The 18,478-nt window shown below is 35.6% G+C and carries 19 protein-coding genes; 7 read left to right on the plus strand and 12 right to left on the minus strand.

Going from position 1 to position 18,478, the window contains the following annotated elements:
• Positions 1-68: 68 nt before the first annotated feature.
• The 3 genes from JOE44_RS17080 (at position 69) to JOE44_RS17090 (ending at position 2,677) form a co-directional block, all read left to right on the plus strand.
• Positions 69-965 (plus strand): hypothetical protein, encoded by an 897-nt coding sequence (locus JOE44_RS17080; protein ID WP_209786500.1) that lies wholly within the window; start codon positions 69-71, stop codon positions 963-965.
• A 122-nt stretch (positions 966-1,087) separates the two neighbouring features.
• Entirely contained in the window at positions 1,088-1,285 is a 198-nt protein-coding gene (locus JOE44_RS17085) for a hypothetical protein (RefSeq protein ID WP_209786501.1), read from the plus strand.
• Between the two features lie 165 nt (positions 1,286-1,450).
• Entirely contained in the window at positions 1,451-2,677 is a 1,227-nt protein-coding gene (locus JOE44_RS17090) for a DUF6051 family protein (RefSeq protein ID WP_209786502.1), read from the plus strand.
• Positions 2,678-2,769: 92 nt separating this feature from the next.
• Here the strand turns inward: JOE44_RS17090 and JOE44_RS17095 are convergent, their stop codons facing one another.
• From JOE44_RS17095 to JOE44_RS17140, 10 genes are all read right to left on the minus strand, one after another.
• Entirely contained in the window at positions 2,770-3,513 is a 744-nt protein-coding gene (locus JOE44_RS17095) for a LytTR family DNA-binding domain-containing protein (protein ID WP_105682943.1), read from the minus strand.
• Positions 3,514-3,573: 60 nt separating this feature from the next.
• Positions 3,574-3,849 carry a 2TM domain-containing protein gene (locus tag JOE44_RS17100; RefSeq protein ID WP_209786503.1) on the minus strand — a complete coding sequence of 92 codons (276 nt, stop codon included), beginning with the start codon at positions 3,847-3,849 and terminating at the stop codon, positions 3,574-3,576.
• Between the two features lie 29 nt (positions 3,850-3,878).
• Entirely contained in the window at positions 3,879-4,175 is a 297-nt protein-coding gene (locus tag JOE44_RS17105) for a 2TM domain-containing protein (protein ID WP_105682941.1), read from the minus strand.
• Between the two features lie 125 nt (positions 4,176-4,300).
• Positions 4,301-4,870: an isoprenylcysteine carboxylmethyltransferase family protein gene (locus JOE44_RS17110; protein WP_209786504.1), complete on the minus strand. Its 570-nt coding sequence runs from the start codon at positions 4,868-4,870 to the stop codon at positions 4,301-4,303.
• Between the two features lie 47 nt (positions 4,871-4,917).
• Positions 4,918-5,223 (minus strand): 2TM domain-containing protein, encoded by a 306-nt coding sequence (locus JOE44_RS17115; protein ID WP_209786505.1) that lies wholly within the window; start codon positions 5,221-5,223, stop codon positions 4,918-4,920.
• Between the two features lie 4 nt (positions 5,224-5,227).
• Positions 5,228-6,541 (minus strand): 2TM domain-containing protein, encoded by a 1,314-nt coding sequence (locus tag JOE44_RS17120; protein ID WP_209786506.1) that lies wholly within the window; start codon positions 6,539-6,541, stop codon positions 5,228-5,230.
• Between the two features lie 138 nt (positions 6,542-6,679).
• The gene (locus JOE44_RS17125; protein ID WP_209786507.1) at positions 6,680-7,339 is read right to left on the minus strand and encodes a hypothetical protein; all 660 of its coding nucleotides are present in this window, start codon (positions 7,337-7,339) and stop codon (positions 6,680-6,682) included.
• Positions 7,340-7,389: 50 nt separating this feature from the next.
• The gene (locus JOE44_RS17130) at positions 7,390-9,636 is read right to left on the minus strand and encodes a TonB-dependent receptor (RefSeq protein ID WP_209786508.1); all 2,247 of its coding nucleotides are present in this window, start codon (positions 9,634-9,636) and stop codon (positions 7,390-7,392) included.
• 92 nt (positions 9,637-9,728) lie between these two features.
• Entirely contained in the window at positions 9,729-10,631 is a 903-nt protein-coding gene (locus JOE44_RS17135; RefSeq protein WP_209786509.1) for an AraC family transcriptional regulator, read from the minus strand.
• An 85-nt stretch (positions 10,632-10,716) separates the two neighbouring features.
• Complete coding sequence (locus JOE44_RS17140) at positions 10,717-11,367, minus strand: 4'-phosphopantetheinyl transferase superfamily protein (RefSeq protein ID WP_209786510.1); 651 nt, start codon at positions 11,365-11,367, stop codon at positions 10,717-10,719.
• Positions 11,368-11,609: 242 nt separating this feature from the next.
• On the opposite strand from JOE44_RS17140, the gene JOE44_RS17145 reads away from it, so the two are divergent.
• Complete coding sequence (locus JOE44_RS17145; protein WP_062672846.1) at positions 11,610-12,113, plus strand: superoxide dismutase family protein; 504 nt, start codon at positions 11,610-11,612, stop codon at positions 12,111-12,113.
• A gap of 54 nt (positions 12,114-12,167) precedes the next feature.
• On the opposite strand, the gene JOE44_RS17150 is transcribed toward JOE44_RS17145, so the two are convergent.
• Positions 12,168-14,297: a carboxy terminal-processing peptidase gene (locus tag JOE44_RS17150; RefSeq protein WP_209786511.1), complete on the minus strand. Its 2,130-nt coding sequence runs from the start codon at positions 14,295-14,297 to the stop codon at positions 12,168-12,170.
• A gap of 341 nt (positions 14,298-14,638) precedes the next feature.
• On the opposite strand from JOE44_RS17150, the gene JOE44_RS17155 reads away from it, so the two are divergent.
• From JOE44_RS17155 to JOE44_RS17165, 3 genes are all read left to right on the plus strand, one after another.
• The gene (locus JOE44_RS17155; protein ID WP_047426491.1) at positions 14,639-14,809 is read left to right on the plus strand and encodes a lmo0937 family membrane protein; all 171 of its coding nucleotides are present in this window, start codon (positions 14,639-14,641) and stop codon (positions 14,807-14,809) included.
• Between the two features lie 292 nt (positions 14,810-15,101).
• The gene (gene surE, locus JOE44_RS17160; RefSeq protein WP_209786512.1) at positions 15,102-15,890 is read left to right on the plus strand and encodes a 5'/3'-nucleotidase SurE; all 789 of its coding nucleotides are present in this window, start codon (positions 15,102-15,104) and stop codon (positions 15,888-15,890) included.
• A gap of 183 nt (positions 15,891-16,073) precedes the next feature.
• Positions 16,074-17,114, plus strand: coding sequence for a GMP reductase (locus JOE44_RS17165; protein ID WP_209786513.1), 1,041 nt, complete (start codon positions 16,074-16,076; stop codon positions 17,112-17,114).
• 42 nt (positions 17,115-17,156) lie between these two features.
• On the opposite strand, the gene JOE44_RS17170 is transcribed toward JOE44_RS17165, so the two are convergent.
• Positions 17,157-18,476, minus strand: a complete 1,320-nt coding sequence (locus tag JOE44_RS17170; protein ID WP_209786514.1) for a DUF6056 family protein — start codon at positions 18,474-18,476, stop codon at positions 17,157-17,159.
• Between the last annotated feature and the right edge of the window lie 2 nt (positions 18,477-18,478).

Consider the following 18,478-nt stretch of genomic DNA (forward strand, 5'->3'; position numbering starts at 1 on the left):
TATAAAAGTTTCTTAAAAGTCTTTTTTAGTTTGATAAAAATCTTAAATTAGTCTTATAAATAGATACCATGAAAAAGGAAGATATCCATCATCTTGAGAAACTTATGAATTTCTTAAGCCGGCAGTTTTTAAAGAAAAACCATTGGGAAGATGTTACCAAAACGGAATGGTCTTATATAAGCGCAGAGCTTAACGAACTGATTATTAATGATTATTCGGAGAAGAGCATTCAAAAAAAGCCTGACCTTCTGGGCGCTAATTATCTCTATGAGCATCTGATTATCAATAAACTGAAGAAATTCAGACAGAATGGAAATGCGGTTCTGAGCAGACCTAATCTTGCTAAGCTCAGTCTTATTGTCAGGGTTCTTGGGTATTCGAACTATATAGATTTTATTAATTCCAATACAGAATCCTTCAATTTTAATGATCTGAAGATTGATATGAATAATGTGAATCTGAATACCGCTCTTTTAGACCGTTTGGTAGGCTGTTGGTATTCTTATAACAGAAATCTTCCTGACAATCCTTTAATGGCAAAAGAAGACCGTATATGGCGTTCTGCGATGGAAATTTATAAGTCTGAAACCGCCGGAGAATATTTTATTGAAAGAAGCGGCGGGGATCATCATAAATATTTCGGTAAGGTAACTGCTTATTCAGATTATGTATTTATCATCATGAACAGCAATACCTTTATCCGTCAAAGGCATTTCATTTCAAGAATAAAGGATATTAAAGAAAAGCTTAAGAATCCGGACTATAAACTCCACGAAATCCACTTCATAAGCACCTGTATCAGTTTCAATCAGGAGCCGATTGCTTTGTTTGAAATCTTCAGAAAAGCCGACAGAAAAAACTTTATTTCGGACTCCGTCAGTTTCCCTATTGATAGTGATGAGATTCCTGAATCTATTATTAAACAACTTGAAGACACAGAATCTAACAGGATTGATTACAGATAGTTACCCATCAAAAACTACTTGGGTTAATAGTTCGAAAGAAAAAGATTATTTTTTTGAAAAAGCGTTGTAACGTTTTAAAAGTTGTCATACTTACTGGATAAATAACAATAAAAAATATCCCTATGAAAACAACAATTAAAAACCCATCTGCTTCTGCCAATAATGTTCTTATCTTCTTCGTATCAATGCTTGCAGGATATAATCTCTATCAGGAAATTTTTCATCCGGAAAAAGCAGATCTTGTATTATGTATCCTTATGATAGCCCTCACCGCTGTTACCGTACAGCAATATGAAAATAGACCCATGGAAAAAGAATAAGAGTAAACATCCTTATCAATCTATATATTATAATCACGGAGCTGGCTTGCTTCGGGTTTTATTTCTCTTATGCCCAGAATATATTTAACCACTAAAAATCAACTGATTACCGCAATAATTCTCTAACTTGATAGTTCTAATTATGAACCCCTCAATCGTCTGGCTATGGAATATTATGAATTGTATGAAGTTTTGAAGAGTCATTTTGATTCCGGAAAAGATCTGATTGAACTCAAGGAACTGAATATAACGATGGAATCAATTCCTTTTGAATCTAAAGTTTCTGATCTTCTTTATGGCTCAGAAAACCAGCATTGCAGCAAACATCAACAAAAACTCAGTATTAATGAAAAGAACTATCTCTTGTACGGCCATCCTGCTGTAGACATCAGAGATTTTGAGATTGAATGTAATAAAAAGTTTAAGTACCATATTCTGAAGAGGGCCGACACTGAAACAGCCGCCGGATGCATTTTTTTCTTCCATGGCCTGAACGAAAAGAAATGGGATAAATATCTGCCATGGGCTTATGAGCTTGCCCAAAGAACACAGAAAGCCATTATTCTGTTCCCGATTGCTTTTCATATGGACCGCGCAGAAGCGATCTGGAGTGACCGCCACCACATGATGGAAGTCGCTAATTTCAGGAAGAAAAAGTATCCGGAAAACATGAATTACTCTTATGTAAATGCAGCCATAAGTTCCCGGTTGGAAGCTCATCCTCAAAGAATTTTCTGGTCGGGACTTCAGACATATTCTGATATTACGGAGGTGGTAAAAGACATTAAAAGCGGTAAAATCAATAGCATTTCCCGAGAAGCAGATCTGGATTTATTCGGGTATTCTATAGGATCTTTTCTTTCGATGATGATCAAGATGGCAGATCCACATCGCTATTTTACCCAATCTAAAGTTTTCTGTTTCTGTGGAGGAATGACCATCGACAGAATGTTTCCGATATCCAAGTACATTATGGACACTCAGGCAACGGTTAAAATGCAGTCGGTTTTTACAGAACTCCTGAGTTCGGATTTTAAGTCAGATTCCCGTCTGAAACATTATCAGACTGAAGCTTTACATCCACAGGAAAGCTGGTTCAAAAAAATGCTCCGTTACAATTATTTTCAAAAGGAAAGAGAGGAAAGAATTCAGGAAATTCAATCTCAGATCAAAGCATATGTATTGGAGAAAGACAGTGTTGCCCCGCCCATAGAAGCTTTAAATACGCTGCAGGGAGGTTACAGGAATATTAATGTTGATATTGAAATCCATGATTTTCCGTTTGAATATTCCCATATGGTTCCTTTTCCACTTACCCATAAGCATAAAAAAGAGGTTACAGAAGCCTTTCATCAGTTTGTAAAATCTGCCAGCGATTTTTATAGCAATTAGTTATTCCCTTAATTTTCAGGGATAAAAGATAGAAAGGAATAGTTTAAAGAATAATAATATAAGCTCCATGGTGCTTGTTTTTAAGTTAATCTTTAACTGACCAACCAGTCTTTAAAATCTTTCACACGGTCTCTGCTTACTGTAATTTCCTCTTCAGGCTGAAACTCCAGATCCACTTTATAGTAAGGCGAAGTATGAATGTTTTTGATATAATCTGAACTGATAATAAACTGTCGGTTCACACGGAAAAACTTCTTCTCATCCAGAACATCTTCCAGCTCATCAAGCGTAAAATCTGAGGGATAAGTACGATCCTCGGTCTGAAGGTAAACGATTTTATTTTCACTGAAAAAACAGCTTATTTCATGAGTTTGTATAATTTTTAGATTATATCCAATTTTAACAAGAACTCTCGATAGTGTAGATTTTTCTTTTCTGATCAGCTGCTTGATATCCTGAGAGCCATTGGTATCGTTAGCAGGAATGAACGACTTAAACTTTTCCACTGCACCTTCCAGATCTTCATCAAGAATAGGTTTTAAAAGATAATCAATACTGTTCAGCTTGAAGGCTTTCAGTGTGTACTGGTCAAAGGCTGTCGTATAAATAATGAAACCTTTGGTGGGTGCTTTTTCGAAGATATCAAAGGACAATCCGTCCCCTAAAACAATATCTGAAAAAATCAGCTGCGGATGCTCGTTTTCAGAAAACCAGGCCACTCCCTCTTCCACTGATTCTATTTTAGCAACTACTTCAATTTCAGGAAAAATACTCAGCATTCTCTCTAATTTCCTTGAAGCAGGTTTTTCATCTTCTATAATGACAGTTTTGATCATTGAGTTTTAATTTTGGTTTTCAGGTTTTGGAAAATAAAGTTAGATAAAAGCGGACAGATTTTAATAGTTTATTGGCTTTTTCTCTTTTTTAAGCTCTTTTTCAATCATATCTTTTTCCCATTCGGAATCAAAAAGAAACAGTTTTACCGCTTTTACAAGGATAATAAACCCCCAGATTGCAAGAATGGTATATCTGTCAAACAAATGAAATCTAATCATCTTTTCGCCAAAAATATCATCAGGAATGATAAGAACGGCAAATAGGGCAAATATAAAAATGCTTTTATAGAATTTTCTGATATTGTGGGTTCTGGTTTGGGCAGCTTCGTAATCCATGATGATATAAGTTTTTTAGTTATTATTGTTTATAGTGTTTTTATTTTCTGCTTTTGATCCTTCTCCATCAGTTCTTTTATTTTTCGTTCTTCCCAGCTTTTCCCAATTCCAAATACACTGATGGCATGAAATGCAATTCCTACTCCCCATCCCAGTGCAGGCCATAGAAACCATAAATATCCGGGCGCCGTTACAAGATTCAGGATTGCTAAAAAAGGAATAACGATACCATAAGAAGTAAGGTTTCCATAAAATTCTTTTAAGTCTTTTACTCTTCTTGATGCTTTTCTGTAAGCAATTGTTTCTTTGTCAGGTAAAATTTCCATAATGTTTGGTTTTAAAAGGTTGATTTTGTTTTTTCTTGATTCAAAGGTAGGTCAGGAAAAGGTCTCCAATCAATTTTATATTACCGAATGGTAGAATATGTTCTCCGAATGGTAAAATCCTGTAATTAATAGATAAACGGAATGAGTTTCTTAGTACTTTTTCGGTATTCAATGTATTCACCCCCGAACTGCTCCACGAGAGTTTGTTCTTCAATTTTTATCCTGTAAGCAAAGGCTAAAAAAGGAGGAACAAAAGCAAAGATCAATGAAAGCCAGTTATTTAAATACAGGCCAAGTCCAAGCGAGGTCAGCAGAGAAAAAGCATAGGAAGGATGTCTCAGGTATTTATAAAACCCTTCTTTTTTAATTTTATGATCCTGTCTGATGGTAACATCTACCGTAAAATATTCCCCCAATGATCTGATAATGATATATCTGACAATAATCCCGATAAGAATAAAAAATTCACCAAGATATAGAATCCAATTACCGTCAGCCATCGGAAAATGAGTGTTATAAGACATGAATATTGAACTTGCAATAGAAAATGGAATGGCCAGCCATAAGATATTCAGGGTGGATTTATCCTTGTTCTTTTGATCTTCTTTACCGGATTTCAGCATATTCTTGTAAAGGAATTCGGTGAGAAACCAAGCGGCCATTGAAATATAAAACAGCGTTGACAAAGCATTCATTTTCAATAAATTTAAAGTTAAAAGTATTTAAAAAAAAGACAATTTCTTTAGTGATCTTTCTGTTTATCCATCAGTTCCTTAATCTTTTTGTCTTCCCATTTCCTGATAAAATTAACACGAGGAAGAAAAACGGTAACAGCATGTGCTGCAAGTCCTATTCCCCAGAAAGTAGCGGTAAAAAAGTTTTTAAACTGAAAATAGCTTTCACCGGGTTTCAGATTCATATAATTGTACACTACAATCATTGCATTCACTGCGATATAAGCGAATAAATGCCCATAAAATCCTCTTAACCTTTCTACCTCTCTTCTGGCACGCTGGTATTCAATATCGTTTTCATCAAATGTTCCCATCTTTCTATTTTTTTTGTTTGTTCATAATTTCACGAATCTTCTTTTCCTGCCATGATTCTCCTACTCCAAATACCTGGAATGCATGAGAAGCTACCCCTATACCCCATCCCAGTACAGGAAACCAGAACCAATGATTTTTGCTGCTTGTAAAAAGATTAATAAAGATTAAAAACGAGCATACGGTACAGTAAGAAATCAAATTCATATAAAAACTTTTAATCTCTTTCACTCTTTTTTGCGCCCGTTTGTAAGCGGCAGAATCATCTTCGGGTTTTGATGTGGAAACTTGTGGCTTAGCAATCAGCATTGGAAGTTTTACTTTAAAATGATCTTCAGATTTTTCTATGAAAACATTTCTCTCTGTAAGTAAGGAATAACGCTGTACAATATTGGCAAGACCAATTCCTGAGCTCTCTTTGATCTGTTCTCTTATCTGCAGATTATTTTCAATACAAAGGGTCTTTCCGTCTGAAAAAATTCTGATGGTCAAAGGTTTTGATGATGTGGCAAAGTTGTGCTTGATACAGTTTTCCAACAGTAACTGCAGCGCCAATGGAACTACATATTTCTGATAGTCTTCTTTGGGAACATCAAAAGTGAAATCTACACTGTCTTCAAACCTTGTTTTTAAAAGTTCACAATAGGTTTTGGCAAATTCTATTTCATCTTCTACTGTTACCAGCTCTTTATCTTTCTGTTCAAGTACATACCGGTAAATCTTTGACATTGAAGCGGTAAACTTCTGAGCCTGTCTTGGGTTTTCGTCAATCAGGGAGCTTAAAACATTCAAGGAATTAAAAAGAAAATGGGGATCCAGCTGGTTCTTTAAACTTTCAAACTGCGCATTGGCGGATTTGGCGATAAGCTTCTGTTCCACCACTTCTTTTCTGGAAGTCTTTTTCAGCTCTTCCATAAAACTTCTGGCATGAAGGAAGGCTGATATCAACAACGCAATATTGATGGTAAACCAATTAAGGAAATTATATTTTCCCAGAAAAAACTCTTCTGTAGTAGCCGCTTTTTGAATAAGTACAAAATTGACATAATTGCAAAAATAGACCAGCACAAAATTGGCAACAATAATTGAAATAATACTGATAACCGCTCTTTTGGTTGTAGCCTCCGACCATGGGATTTTTTTATTCAGAAAACTGTTCAGCATTCCGTTTCCTCCTCCCAATACAAAAGAATAAATAAAAGAGATAAGCAGGGTATATAAAAAGTTTTCAAGATTCTTTTCTTCTGTAAAGACAAAAAAGAAAAACATGGAGACTGCAAGTGATACCCAGAATAGTACGATAAAGTTTTTCCGTTTCATGATCTGTTTTCTTGACTCAAAATTAGTTTTTATTAAAGGTATCAAAAATTAATTGTTACCGAAGGGCTGATTTTCATTTCTGAATGGTATAAAAAAACCTTCACGAATGAAGGTTAATGGATATAAATACAGTGAAAATTATTTTGCTTTTTCAACAGGTAAGCTTAAGAAATAATCTGCTTCTCCTTTTCCCCAGCTGGGATCTAAAGCCGTCTTGGGTTTATATGCTTTAAATTTTGCCTGAGCATCTTTAAACATTTCCAATCCTTTGGCTTTGCTTCCTCCGTACTGTTCCGGCGTAAAATACACATCTTCTGCCTTGATAAGAGCAATTCTCGGATTTGAAGGATCTAATTTCTCTGCAATGCTCATTTCCTCAGCAGCTCTCGCTCCATCTGTCATATAACGTTGTGCAGGATTCACCATCATTCTCAGGGAATAAGACATTTTCCTCAGCAGGTGTATTTCCGCATTATCGGTTCCGGCAAGATTCTGAGCCATGGAAAGGTGTTTTTCGGCCTGATCTGCGATACCATCCAATTCCTGCATTTTGCCGTCTCTCATCTGTGTTCTTCCTTTTTGGATATAAGAAAATGCGGCATAGTATGCCGGAAGCCATTTTGTGCTCTCTTTGCTTCCTATTCTCTGGAAATCATTGGCCAGGGTCTGGAAATCTTCCGAGGTTTTACAGGTCTCTATTCTTGCAATTTTTTCAGACATTATTTTGTCATAATCTGCCTGTGCAAAAGCAGTTAAGCTCACAAAAGCTAAAGCAAGACTTAAAAGGTATTTTTTCATGATATCAAATTTTAAAAGTGAGTTATGTTTGTGTGTTCTAAGATATGTTTTTATAAATTATTATTGATGGCATCATCTGTTTTGTCTACTCCAAAACTTATAAATGCTCCAATGAATACAAAAGTGTTGACTGGCGGAACGATGGCTGAGCTTCTGGATCCATTAGCAGAGAAATTGTAACCATATACATTTTTGGATCCTAAAATATTACTGATACTCAATACAAATACCGGAAACGCTCTTGCATCTTTTTTACCGATATTGGGAAGATAATTAATACTGAAATTCAAAGCGTTGTAATCTTTTAATCTTCCTTCTGTTCGGGTATAGTTAACGGTCTGTCCGTTTTCAAATTTGGAAGCGATATCGTAGTAAGGACGTCCTTTTGCATACGTATAAGATAAATTCACTCCCAGTTTCCATTCCGGAATAAATCTTTTAGCCACTGCCGAAAGGGTATGTTCGGCAGCAAAACTTGGCTGCAGGCTTACCGGATAATTAAGAAAATCTCTTTTTGAATCCAGGTATGAGTAACTGATCCAGTAATCAATATTTTCAAATGTTTTTTTATTATCTCTCCAGAAGAACTCCAGTCCTTTTGCATATCCGTATCCACTGTTGTTTAAAGCAGACTGGGTTTGCTGATTTTGCTCCTTATCCGGGTTAACATTAAATGTTTTGATCAACTGATCGTATTTTTTGTAAAACGCTTCAAAACGTAGAGTTCTGCCCTCTGACGCTCTCTGAACCTGAAAAATATAATGTTGAGATTGCTGAAAGCCAAGATTTGCAGGACCATTGATGTACTTGCTTTCCGGGTTTTGGTAGAAAAGTCCGTACGCTAATGAGGTTGTCCAATCTTTTGCAAGGCGGTATGCGATCGCAAAACGAGGAGCAATATTGTTCTTTCCTAAAAATGAGGAATGCTCTGCTCTTACTCCTATCTTCGCTGACAATGCATTACTGAAACCAAGATCCGTTTCCACGAAGGCCGCAGAAATTAAATCTGTATAATGTTTCTGTATGGTCTCAAAATTCAGATTTTCATCGGTATTATTCAATTCAAATCCTCCTCTCACGGCACTTATTTTGTTGATTTTTCTTTCCAGAACAGCTTTGAAATTCAGATAATTTCCATCAGTCAGAAGCTGGCTCCTGTTCGCTTCAACATCATTCGTTTCTGTAGAAAAATGAAGGTCAGATTTATTGTATGAATAAGAACCACCCACATTCAGAAGATACTTTCCAAATTTCTGTTTAAATGACAGATTATGAAAAGTATTTTTCCCGTTCAGTTTTACCAGACTGAAAGCGGATCCGGGTTCAAGACTTTCTGATCTTACACCCATTTTATTGGAATTAAACATTCCATAGTATTTAAAGAAACCTCCTGACTTTGTTTTAAATCTGAAATTCACATCTCCGTTAAGTCCTTGTGGTGCTTCAAAAAAATCGGTATTAAAATTGAATACCTTTTGCATCAGGCTTAAAAGAGAATACCCTGCTGTAGCGCCATAGGAATAGTTTTTATTATCTCCCAGCTTTTGAAATCCGGCACTCAAGAAAATAGGTGAAACACCTAAACTGTAAGAACTCTCATCCGGAAGATCAACACTTTCCAGCATCAATGCTCCTGAAAGAGCCTGCCCATATAGCGCAGAATATCCACCACTTGAAAATATATTTCCTTTAAAAAGTGAAGTATTGAACTGATCTCTACCCGCAATCCCCGGAACAGAGTTCGAAAAATAATTGTTGATAAGACTACCATCCATAAAAATTTTAGATTCCGTTCCTGTGCCTCCGCGGATAAACAGACCTTCCGTTCCCCCTACTTTCTGCACTCCAGGAAGATAGGTCAATGCTGAAGAAATCTGTCCGTCTGCTCCTGCCGTTGTATAAATATCAATTGGGGTAAGCAGCGCTGTTGCTCTTTTCTTATCGCTGGCTTCAATAGATCCGGCAGAAACAACTACTGCATCAATCTCACTGATCTGTTCTTTAAGATCAATATTCAACGAAACATCTTGGTTTTCAATAGAAATATCTCTCTCTACATTTTCATATTTCGGATGGGCAAACGTTATTTTGTGAGGTCCTTTTTCCGAAGTTTCAAAGGTAAAATTACCCTGAGCATCTGTGGTAGCACCGTCATAAGTATCTTTTAAAGTCACGTTTACTTCACTTACTCCTTTATTTTTGAAGGATACTTTTCCTGATATTTTCACCTGGGAATATCCCATAATGGAGGTGAGAAGGAGAATCAGAAACAGGATGTTTTGTCCTTGTGTTTTCATTTTTATTGTTTTCTGGATCAAAAATAGGATAAGAAATGCCCTTCTGTAAAAAAATTATTACTGAAAGGCATTCTTTTGCTTCCGAATGGTAATTAATGAACAGGAATACAAAAATCCACGATCATCTTTCCTTCCGGATGTTCTTTAAAATTGGTGTGATAGATCTCATAGGGAAAGGTTCTTCGTGTAGAATAATTGTTCTCATTCATCCACAAAAACATAGAAACCCAGCATTGTTCAAAGTCATCCAAAGTAACTTCACCACTTCCCACAATGTATTTTCCGCCATGTATCGTTTCGGGAAATACTTCTCCCTCCTGTTTTAAAAGTCTTTCATCCAAAAGCATACAGGCATGGATTCTTACTTTATCGAGAGGTGTTATTTTGCAGCTGTCATGATACACAGAAATCATTTTCACATTCTCCCGAGGAAAAAGGCTTTTCTTTTTTGCCCAGTCTATTAAAAGGTTGAAAGAAGGTTCTACATTGGCAATTCCAAGGCTCATCACGGATGCCAGATTCATTTCCGGCATTTCTTTTACTTCGATTTTTAAATTCATTTTAGTCCAGTTTAACAGGTTTTCAATGTTGCAAATGTATTGGCTGAAAACTGTATCCACTTGTCCGTTCTTGCTTTGTATTTGTAAAATCTTGTGAAACTTCTCCGGAGCTGATCTGCGAAATTCTGTGGGAGCCAGACCGTAATATTTTTTAAATGTCTTACAAAAAACTGAATGGTTAGAGAAACCCAGATCCCAATAGATATCTTTGATTTCCCTATTTTTATGAACCGCCAGATGAAGGGCACTTTTTTCTATTTTCTTTCTGGTAATATAGTTCTGAAGGGTTTCCCCTGTAACCAGCTTAAATATTCTGTGAAAATGAAAAGGTGAATAGGCACTTACCTCTGAAACTTTTTCCAGAGACAGATCTGCATCAATATGGCTGTCAATATATTGAATTGTTTTTACAATCCGTATTTTATATTCTTCCATTTCAAAGTTGTTAGTTCACAAAGATATTTTTCCATAGCGGAATTAAGTTGTCTTTTATTGCTATTATCAGAGCCCTGTTTCATTTTTATAGTAAAATATCTTCTTCAATGTATTTAATAATCGGCATCACCTCTTTAATTTTCTGATCTGAAGAGGCAATACAGCTATGATACTCTTTATGAATGAAAATCTCTTTGGTAAAGAACTTTTCACCCACAATATGGCATTCATTATTGACTATTTCAAAAGAATCCAGCGGAAGCATCATTCCGGCTCCATGGGCCTTTATTACGGCTTCTTTTCGCGTCCAATACGTGAAAAATTGTTTCATCTTATCCTCAGAATCTTGGATTTCCAGAAGCTCTTTGTCGGTCATTTGAAATATAAAATCCTGATAGTTAATTTTCTGATCATTACATTCAATATCTATTCCCACGGTATATTCTGCAATAGCACAGGCAACAAGATCTTTGGAATGGGATATATTAAAATGAAGATCATTTCCTTTTAAATAAGGTTTTTTATTAGTGAGAACATCTGTTTCAGTATCAGAAATGTTATAATAAGTCTTTAATCCATATTGTAAAAGGACTTTTCCCAGTAAGGAAAGCTGAGCATCCTGCCACCTCCTGTATCTCAGGATATTCTGTTTATTTTCCTGAGAAAAAACAGGCAGATACCTGTCAAGAAGAGACTGGTGATTTGTTTCATTAATGAATGTATACAGAATAATCATGCTCTAATTTTTGTTACTGCAGATCCTGGATTAATAAGTTACTTTCTAAAGACTAAAAATAAGCTTTTTTTCGCCTCTTTTTAAAGAAGTTATCCTTCAGACAACCTTTCAGAATTTAAGGTTAAAACAAGCCGGATTGCAGTACCGTTCAAACTAAGTTTTTCAAAAAAGAGTGAGATCATAAAGCCTTTTGGAAAATCTTTTTTAAATTTATCGTAAAATCACTATAAATCATTTAACAAATGAAAGTACAAACATTAGCATTATTGGCGGGATTTGCAGTTTTTGCCGTTTCGTGCGGAACAACAAAAACATACTCGGTAAATGCCAAAAGCGGAACACAGACAGGAGGAACAGCGAAGTTTACTCAAAATGGAAATGAAGTAACAATGAAGCTGGATATTACCAACCTTACTCCTGGAATCCATGCAGTACACATTCATGAAAAAGGAGACTGTTCTGCAGCAGACGGAACTTCTACAGGCGGTCACTGGAATCCTTCCAAGAATGATCATGGTAAATGGGGAGCTGAACATTTCCATATGGGAGATATAGGAAACCTGGTTGCTGATCAGAACGGAACTGCAACATTGACTTTCAAGACAGACAAATGGTGTCTGGGCTGTACAGATGAATCTAAAAACATCATCGGAAAAGGTCTTATTGTACACGCAGCAGCGGATGATTTCCATACTCAGCCTACCGGAAATGCCGGAGGAAGAGTGGGATGTGTAGAAATTAAGTAATCTACTGTATTCAATAAAAAAACCGCTAATTTTTCATTAGCGGTTTTTTTATGTTTAGGATTTAGCTCCCATATCTGATACAATATTCATTGCTTCCTGCAGGTAAAGATCTTTTTTCAGATTCTTGATCCACATTTCAGATTTTTTCTTGAAAGCTTCATCTTTTTTCTCTCTTTCAATTTCACTTGGATACATCATGAACTGAAGTCCGTTTTCAAATTTTGTCAGAGCCTTGAACTTTTCAATCTGAGACTTTCTGTTCTTCATCAGCTCGTTGAACTTGGTGATATTCAAAGTGATATTTTCTTCTTTATCCAGTTTTTCTCTCCATTGAGCAGATTCTAATAACAACTGATAATTGCTGTTTTTAGCCATTCTGTCTGCACTTGCTTTTTCCAGCGCCTGGATATTGAAATAGTTCAGTTTCTCGAATTTCGTAGGTGGAATTTTATCCCATGCCAGCGCATAATCATCATATCGCTCTCCTACTTCTGCATAGGTAAAGAAGTCTTTCATCTGAATATCAGAAACGATCCCTTTTCTCTGTGTGGATTCTCCCGTAATTCTGTAGAATTTCTGAATCGTCAGTTTTAAAGATCCAAAATCATCTTCGGTATTCAGGAATCTGTTCAGATCAACAAAAGTCTGAACGGTACCTTTTCCAAAAGACTGCGGAGATCCTATGATCATTGCTCTTCCGTAATCCTGCATTACTCCTGCAAGGATTTCTGAAGCTGAAGCAGAAAGTTCATTTTGCATGATTACAAGCGGACCTGTCCAGATCGGAGTTTCGTTTTTATTCTTAAGAGTCTGTATTTTCCCGTTTCCATCCTTCACCTGTACGTAAGGACCAGCTTCCATGAAAAGCCCCATAATATCCCCTACTTCAGTTAAAGAACCTCCACCATTATTTCTAAGGTCAAGAATGATTCCCTGAATGTTCTGCTCTTTAAGCTTAATGATTTCATTTTTGATGTCATCAGAAGCGTTTCTTCCTTTGGCATTTTCAAAATCAGCATTAAAACTTGGAAGGTTAATAAAACCATATTTTTTCCCATTCGGAGTATTCACTACGATACTTCTTGCGAAAGTATCTTCAATGGCTACTTCCTCACGGATCATGGTTACATCTTTAATCGTTCCGTCTTTTTTCTGAACCGTTAATGTTACGGGTGTTCCTTTCTCTCCCCTGATCAGTCTTACGGCTTCATCAGAAAGCATTCCTACAACATTTACAGCATCTTCTTTCGGTTTAGATTTTACTTTCAGGATTTTATCACCCTCAGAAAGCTGTTTAGATTTCCATGCCGGTGCTCCAATGGTAAGAGCTCCTAAATAAAGGTTCCCTTTTTTCTCCTGAATCAGGGCTCCGATACCAATTACTTTTCCGGTAAACTGAGTATCAAAATCTTCTTTATCCTTTGGAGAATAATAGTTGGTGTGCGGATCGAATACCTCTGTATAAGCATTCATATACACCGTAAACCAATCCATTTTCTTTCTCTTTTTGAATCTTGTAAAGGTGTCTTTTACAAGGTCTTTTACTTCATCAGTCGCTTTTTTGATTTTTTCATCCTGAGTAAGAACTTTAAACTTGATGGTATCTTTCAGCTTGTACTTTTGAACAGAGTCTTTCTTTTCTTTCTGAGCTTCTTCTTTACTGTTCATCGACTCAACTTCCTGAAGGATGTTGTATTTGATGAATTTTTTCCACTCATTATACTGTTCTTGCTTATTAGCAGGTACTTTTTTTAGTTTTGGCTCAAGGGTAAGCGTTTCATCTTCCTGAAGATTAATAGGCTTACTGAAGATATCCTGTGTAATTTTATCAATCTCATCCACTCTTTGGTAGAGTCTGTCAATCGTAAGTTTGTAGAATGTCAGATCACCTTGCCCGATATAGTCATCAAGCTTTGTTTCATGCTTGCTGAATTCATCCATATCAGATTGCAGAAAATATCTTTTTGCTGGATCTACCAATTCGAAATAATGCTTATAAACGTCCTTCGAATAGGCATCATTGATAGACTTTGGACTATAATGCAGATAAGAAAGTGTGTTTTTTACGCTCACCATTATCGTCTGCATCTTTTCATCGTCATTCTTTGGCGAGTTGAAACAAAACATTAGACTGGTTAATGGAATAAGGAGTAAAAATTTATTCAGTTTGAAATTTTTCCACATAAACTGTCTTTATTTATTAATTTTTTTAAAATAAGTATAATAATTAGTAGCAGTAAGTTTGGTACTGTTACAAATGATCAAATTTAATACCTTATTTACAAATATCGACAGTTTTGATCATTTTTATTTAAAGAGATTTGCAAATAATCAAGACAGTATGAGTTGTTTCCTATTATCAGACAGTTTCACTATACAATCATACTGTTCATTCTTTTTCAGACATATCTGAATTTTCATTTTTTAATCAAAAAACAGAAAATACATACCACAAAAATTAAATTTCAGCCATAAAGGCATAAAATATGTAGAGAATTAACCATACAAATTCAAAATATTAAGTCATGAAAAGTTTATTATGGTTAGTAGCAGTCATCTGCATCGTTGTTTGGCTATTGGGAATGTTAGGAATAGTTCCCGGAATGAGCACAGGATATTTAATTCACGTTTTACTGGTCATTGCCATTATTGTTATTCTTTATAATATTATTTCCGGCAGAAAACCTCTCGACTAGTTTATTATTTTGTAAAACCATTTAAATTAAAACTGAAATGAAATTCATATTAAATTTACTTCATTTCAGTTTTATTTTCTGCACTTTGTACTTTTCCTTATTTATGCTTAATTCTCTATTCTATAAGCCATAGTATGAGAATCTTATTTCTCTTTTCACAACAGCCAATCCCAATCTGGTATTTTATTGCGTCTGATTTTTACCTACATTTGATGTGTTGAAAATCGGTCTGTTCAATTCTGAAAATGAACAGATTCACTCTATTTGAATAAAAAAAAATTAAAGATAATTTATGGAAAGACCACTTATTCTGGTTACTAATGATGATGGAATTACAGCTCCTGGTATCAGAAATCTTGTAAATTTTATGAATGAAATCGGAGAAGTAGTTGTTGTAGCCCCCAACTCTCCTCAAAGTGGAAAAGGCCACGCTATTACCATTAATTCTACCCTTAGCTACGAAGAAGTTACGCTGGAAGGCCCGCAGACAGATTTTTCCTGCAGCGGAACTCCGGTAGACTGTGTAAAAATGGCACTTGATAAAATTCTAACGAGAAGACCTGACATTGTAGTTTCCGGAATCAATCACGGAGCAAATTCTTCTATCAATGTAATTTATTCGGGGACGATGTCTGCTGCTGTAGAAGCAGGTGTAGAAGGAATTCCTGCGATTGGATTTTCATTACTGGATTTCAGCTGGGAAGCTGATTTTAGCCAAGCTAAAGAATTTATTCAGAATATCGTAAGAAGAACCCTGGAAAATCCAATGCCTAAAGGAATTGTACTGAATGTGAATATTCCTAAACTTCCGAAAGAAGAAATAAAAGGGATAAAAGTATGTAAACAGGCAAATGCCAAATGGGAAGAAAGTTTTGATGAGAGAATCAATCCACACGGGAAAAAATATTACTGGCTAACAGGATATTTCAACAATATGGATGATTCTGAAGATGCTGATGAAACGGCATTGGCCAACGGATATATTTCTATTGTTCCGGTAAAGTTCGATCTTACAGCCTATGAATACATGAAAACATTAGAAGAAGTGATGACTTTTGAAGGGATAAAAGAGGCAAAATAATTCTGAAATATCAGAGTCTTCTATTTAATCTACGCTAAAGCAAAGCTTTTAAATAATTAAAATACGGTTTGAAAACAAGTTTTTCAAACCGTATTTTTTGTTTCATAAACCGGAAAATCCATCATCATAGAAACTCTCTGTTCAAGATTATTTACTACCTTTATTCTGACAAATAATTACAAAATGCGTATAGAATATGACATAAAACTGGGTTTCAAGGATGTAATGTTCCGCCCTAAACGTTCTACTTTAAAATCCCGTTCAGAAGTTGATTTACAAAGAGAATTTACCTTTAAACATACGAAGAAAAAATGGACAGGAGTTCCTGTAATTGCAGCCAATATGGATACGGTAGGAACTTTTGAAATGGCCGTTGAGCTGGCAAAGGAAAAAATTATTACAGCGGTTCACAAGCATTATACTCCTGATGAATGGAGTCTGTTTCTGGAAAGCCAGCCTGAAAGTATTCATCAGTATATTGCTTTAAGTACAGGAACAGGAAAAGCAGATGAAGAAAAAATAAGACATATCCTCGAAAAGCATCCAAAAATTGAGTTTCTCTGCATAGATGTAGCCAATGGCTATTCTGAGCATTTCGTTGGATTTGTGAAGAAGGCAAGGGCTAATTTCCCGGATAAAATTATTATTGCAGGAAATGTGGTGACCGGAGAAATGGTGGAAGAACTTCTTTTAGTGGGTGCAGACATCATAAAAGTAGGTATTGGTCCCGGATCAGTGTGTACAACCAGAGTAAAAACAGGAGTGGGATATCCTCAGCTTTCTGCTATTATTGAATGTTCTGATGCTGCTCATGGTTTGGGAGGTCATATCATTGCAGATGGAGGATGTAAAGTTCCTGGTGATGTAGCAAAGGCTTTCGGTGGCGGGGCAGATTTCGTAATGCTGGGCGGAATGTTTGCCGGACACGACGAAAGCGGCGGAGAGATGATTGAAGAAAACGGTAAAAAATACCGTCTTTTCTATGGGATGAGTTCTAAAACGGCAATGGACAAGCATTCCGGAGGTGTAGCAGAATACCGTGCTTCTGAAGGGAAAACTGTAAAAGTGGCTTATAAAGGTCCGGTTTCAGAAACTGTAAAGGATATTTTAGGAGGAGTAAGATCCACGTGTACCTATGTAGGTGCTTCAAAGCTTAAAGAGCTTTCCAAGAGAACTACTTTTATCAGAGTTCAGGAACAGGAAAACCAGGTTTTTAAGGACTAGAAATAAGATAAAAGGCTTTAGATAATATTCTAAGGCCTTTATTTATTCTTTTGTTCGGATATATTTTTTATTGAAATATTTTTGAAGCTGGTCATTTACATAGGTTTCCTGCTCTTTTACAGAAGCCATTTCATCGATATATAAAATTCTCGGAACTTCTTTGATCTTATCTACCACCACAGAATCCTGTGAAGAATTTTTAATCATATCAACTCTTTCATTCATCTCTCTTTCGTACTCCTTAAGATCTATGGTAAAAAGCTCCATTACTATATTTTCACCATTAAAATCAATGTTAAAATAAGCATATTTCTCTGGAAAAATTTTAAGCTCAGGAAGAAACACAATACAGAGAGAAATCCACCAGACCTTTTTAATTTTTTCAAATCTAAAGAAGATAATCAGTGAAAAAGTAATTAAAAAATAGAAGAGAATACTTTCAAACTGTCTTGCAATAGAAGTAAGAATATAGCTTGTAAATAATAAAGGAAGCAATGAAACCGACCAGAATAGAAATGCTTTTTGAAATGTTATCTGAGTAGAGATTTTTTTAAGTTCTTCTTCAAAAACCTTAATAAATAATGGAAGTACCATAATCACTTTCAATCCTACATACAGGGTATCAGCACCAAAAAGAGCAATTCTTTTCAGCCATATTACCATTCCTTTTTCCTCCTCTCCCATTCTGTTGAAATTTCCCGGGGCAAGAAAACATACAAGTAAAAATAAAGTTCCTAGCAGCACCAAAAACAAATTTTCTCTATTGCGTTTCTGATAATAGGAGACTAGCAAAAGTCCTTCAAGAATTAATGCCAGAATTTCATTGGAACCCATCAGAATGATGATAAGAAAAGCTGAAGGGTAAAGCCATATTTTCCTTCCCGTATCTTCTCTTTTTTTAAGAAAATAGAGTAAAATCCCTGATAAGATAACAGGAACGAAATATACATTGGATCCCGTAATCCAGAAATAGTGCTCCGGAAGACTTACCAGAAGTATTGTATAAAAGAAAAACAAAAGGAATCCTTTCTTAACAGACTCTTTCAAAGAATAGCCGAAATATTCTTTAAAGTTTAATGCTGAAACTCCAATAAAGGACAGCATTAAAAAAACAGGATATATTTTCGGAAGAATATTATTAGGGTCGAAAAAGACAGGATTAAACATATTGATAGAATACCCGAAATATCTTCCGCCCCATTGTGTATAGGTATTTATAAAGCTTTTTAGCAGCCCTACTTTTCTGGTAGTATAGGACCAGAAATAATCATCGGTCTGATATACATTAAAAAAACTAATGTATGCCAGACCGACGCCTATTAAAACCGACAAGAATACTACTATATTCTGTGCTTTTTTCATTT

The sequence above is a fragment of the Chryseobacterium sp. PvR013 genome (assembly GCF_017833095.1).
Lineage (GTDB): Bacteria > Bacteroidota > Bacteroidia > Flavobacteriales > Weeksellaceae > Chryseobacterium > Chryseobacterium culicis_A.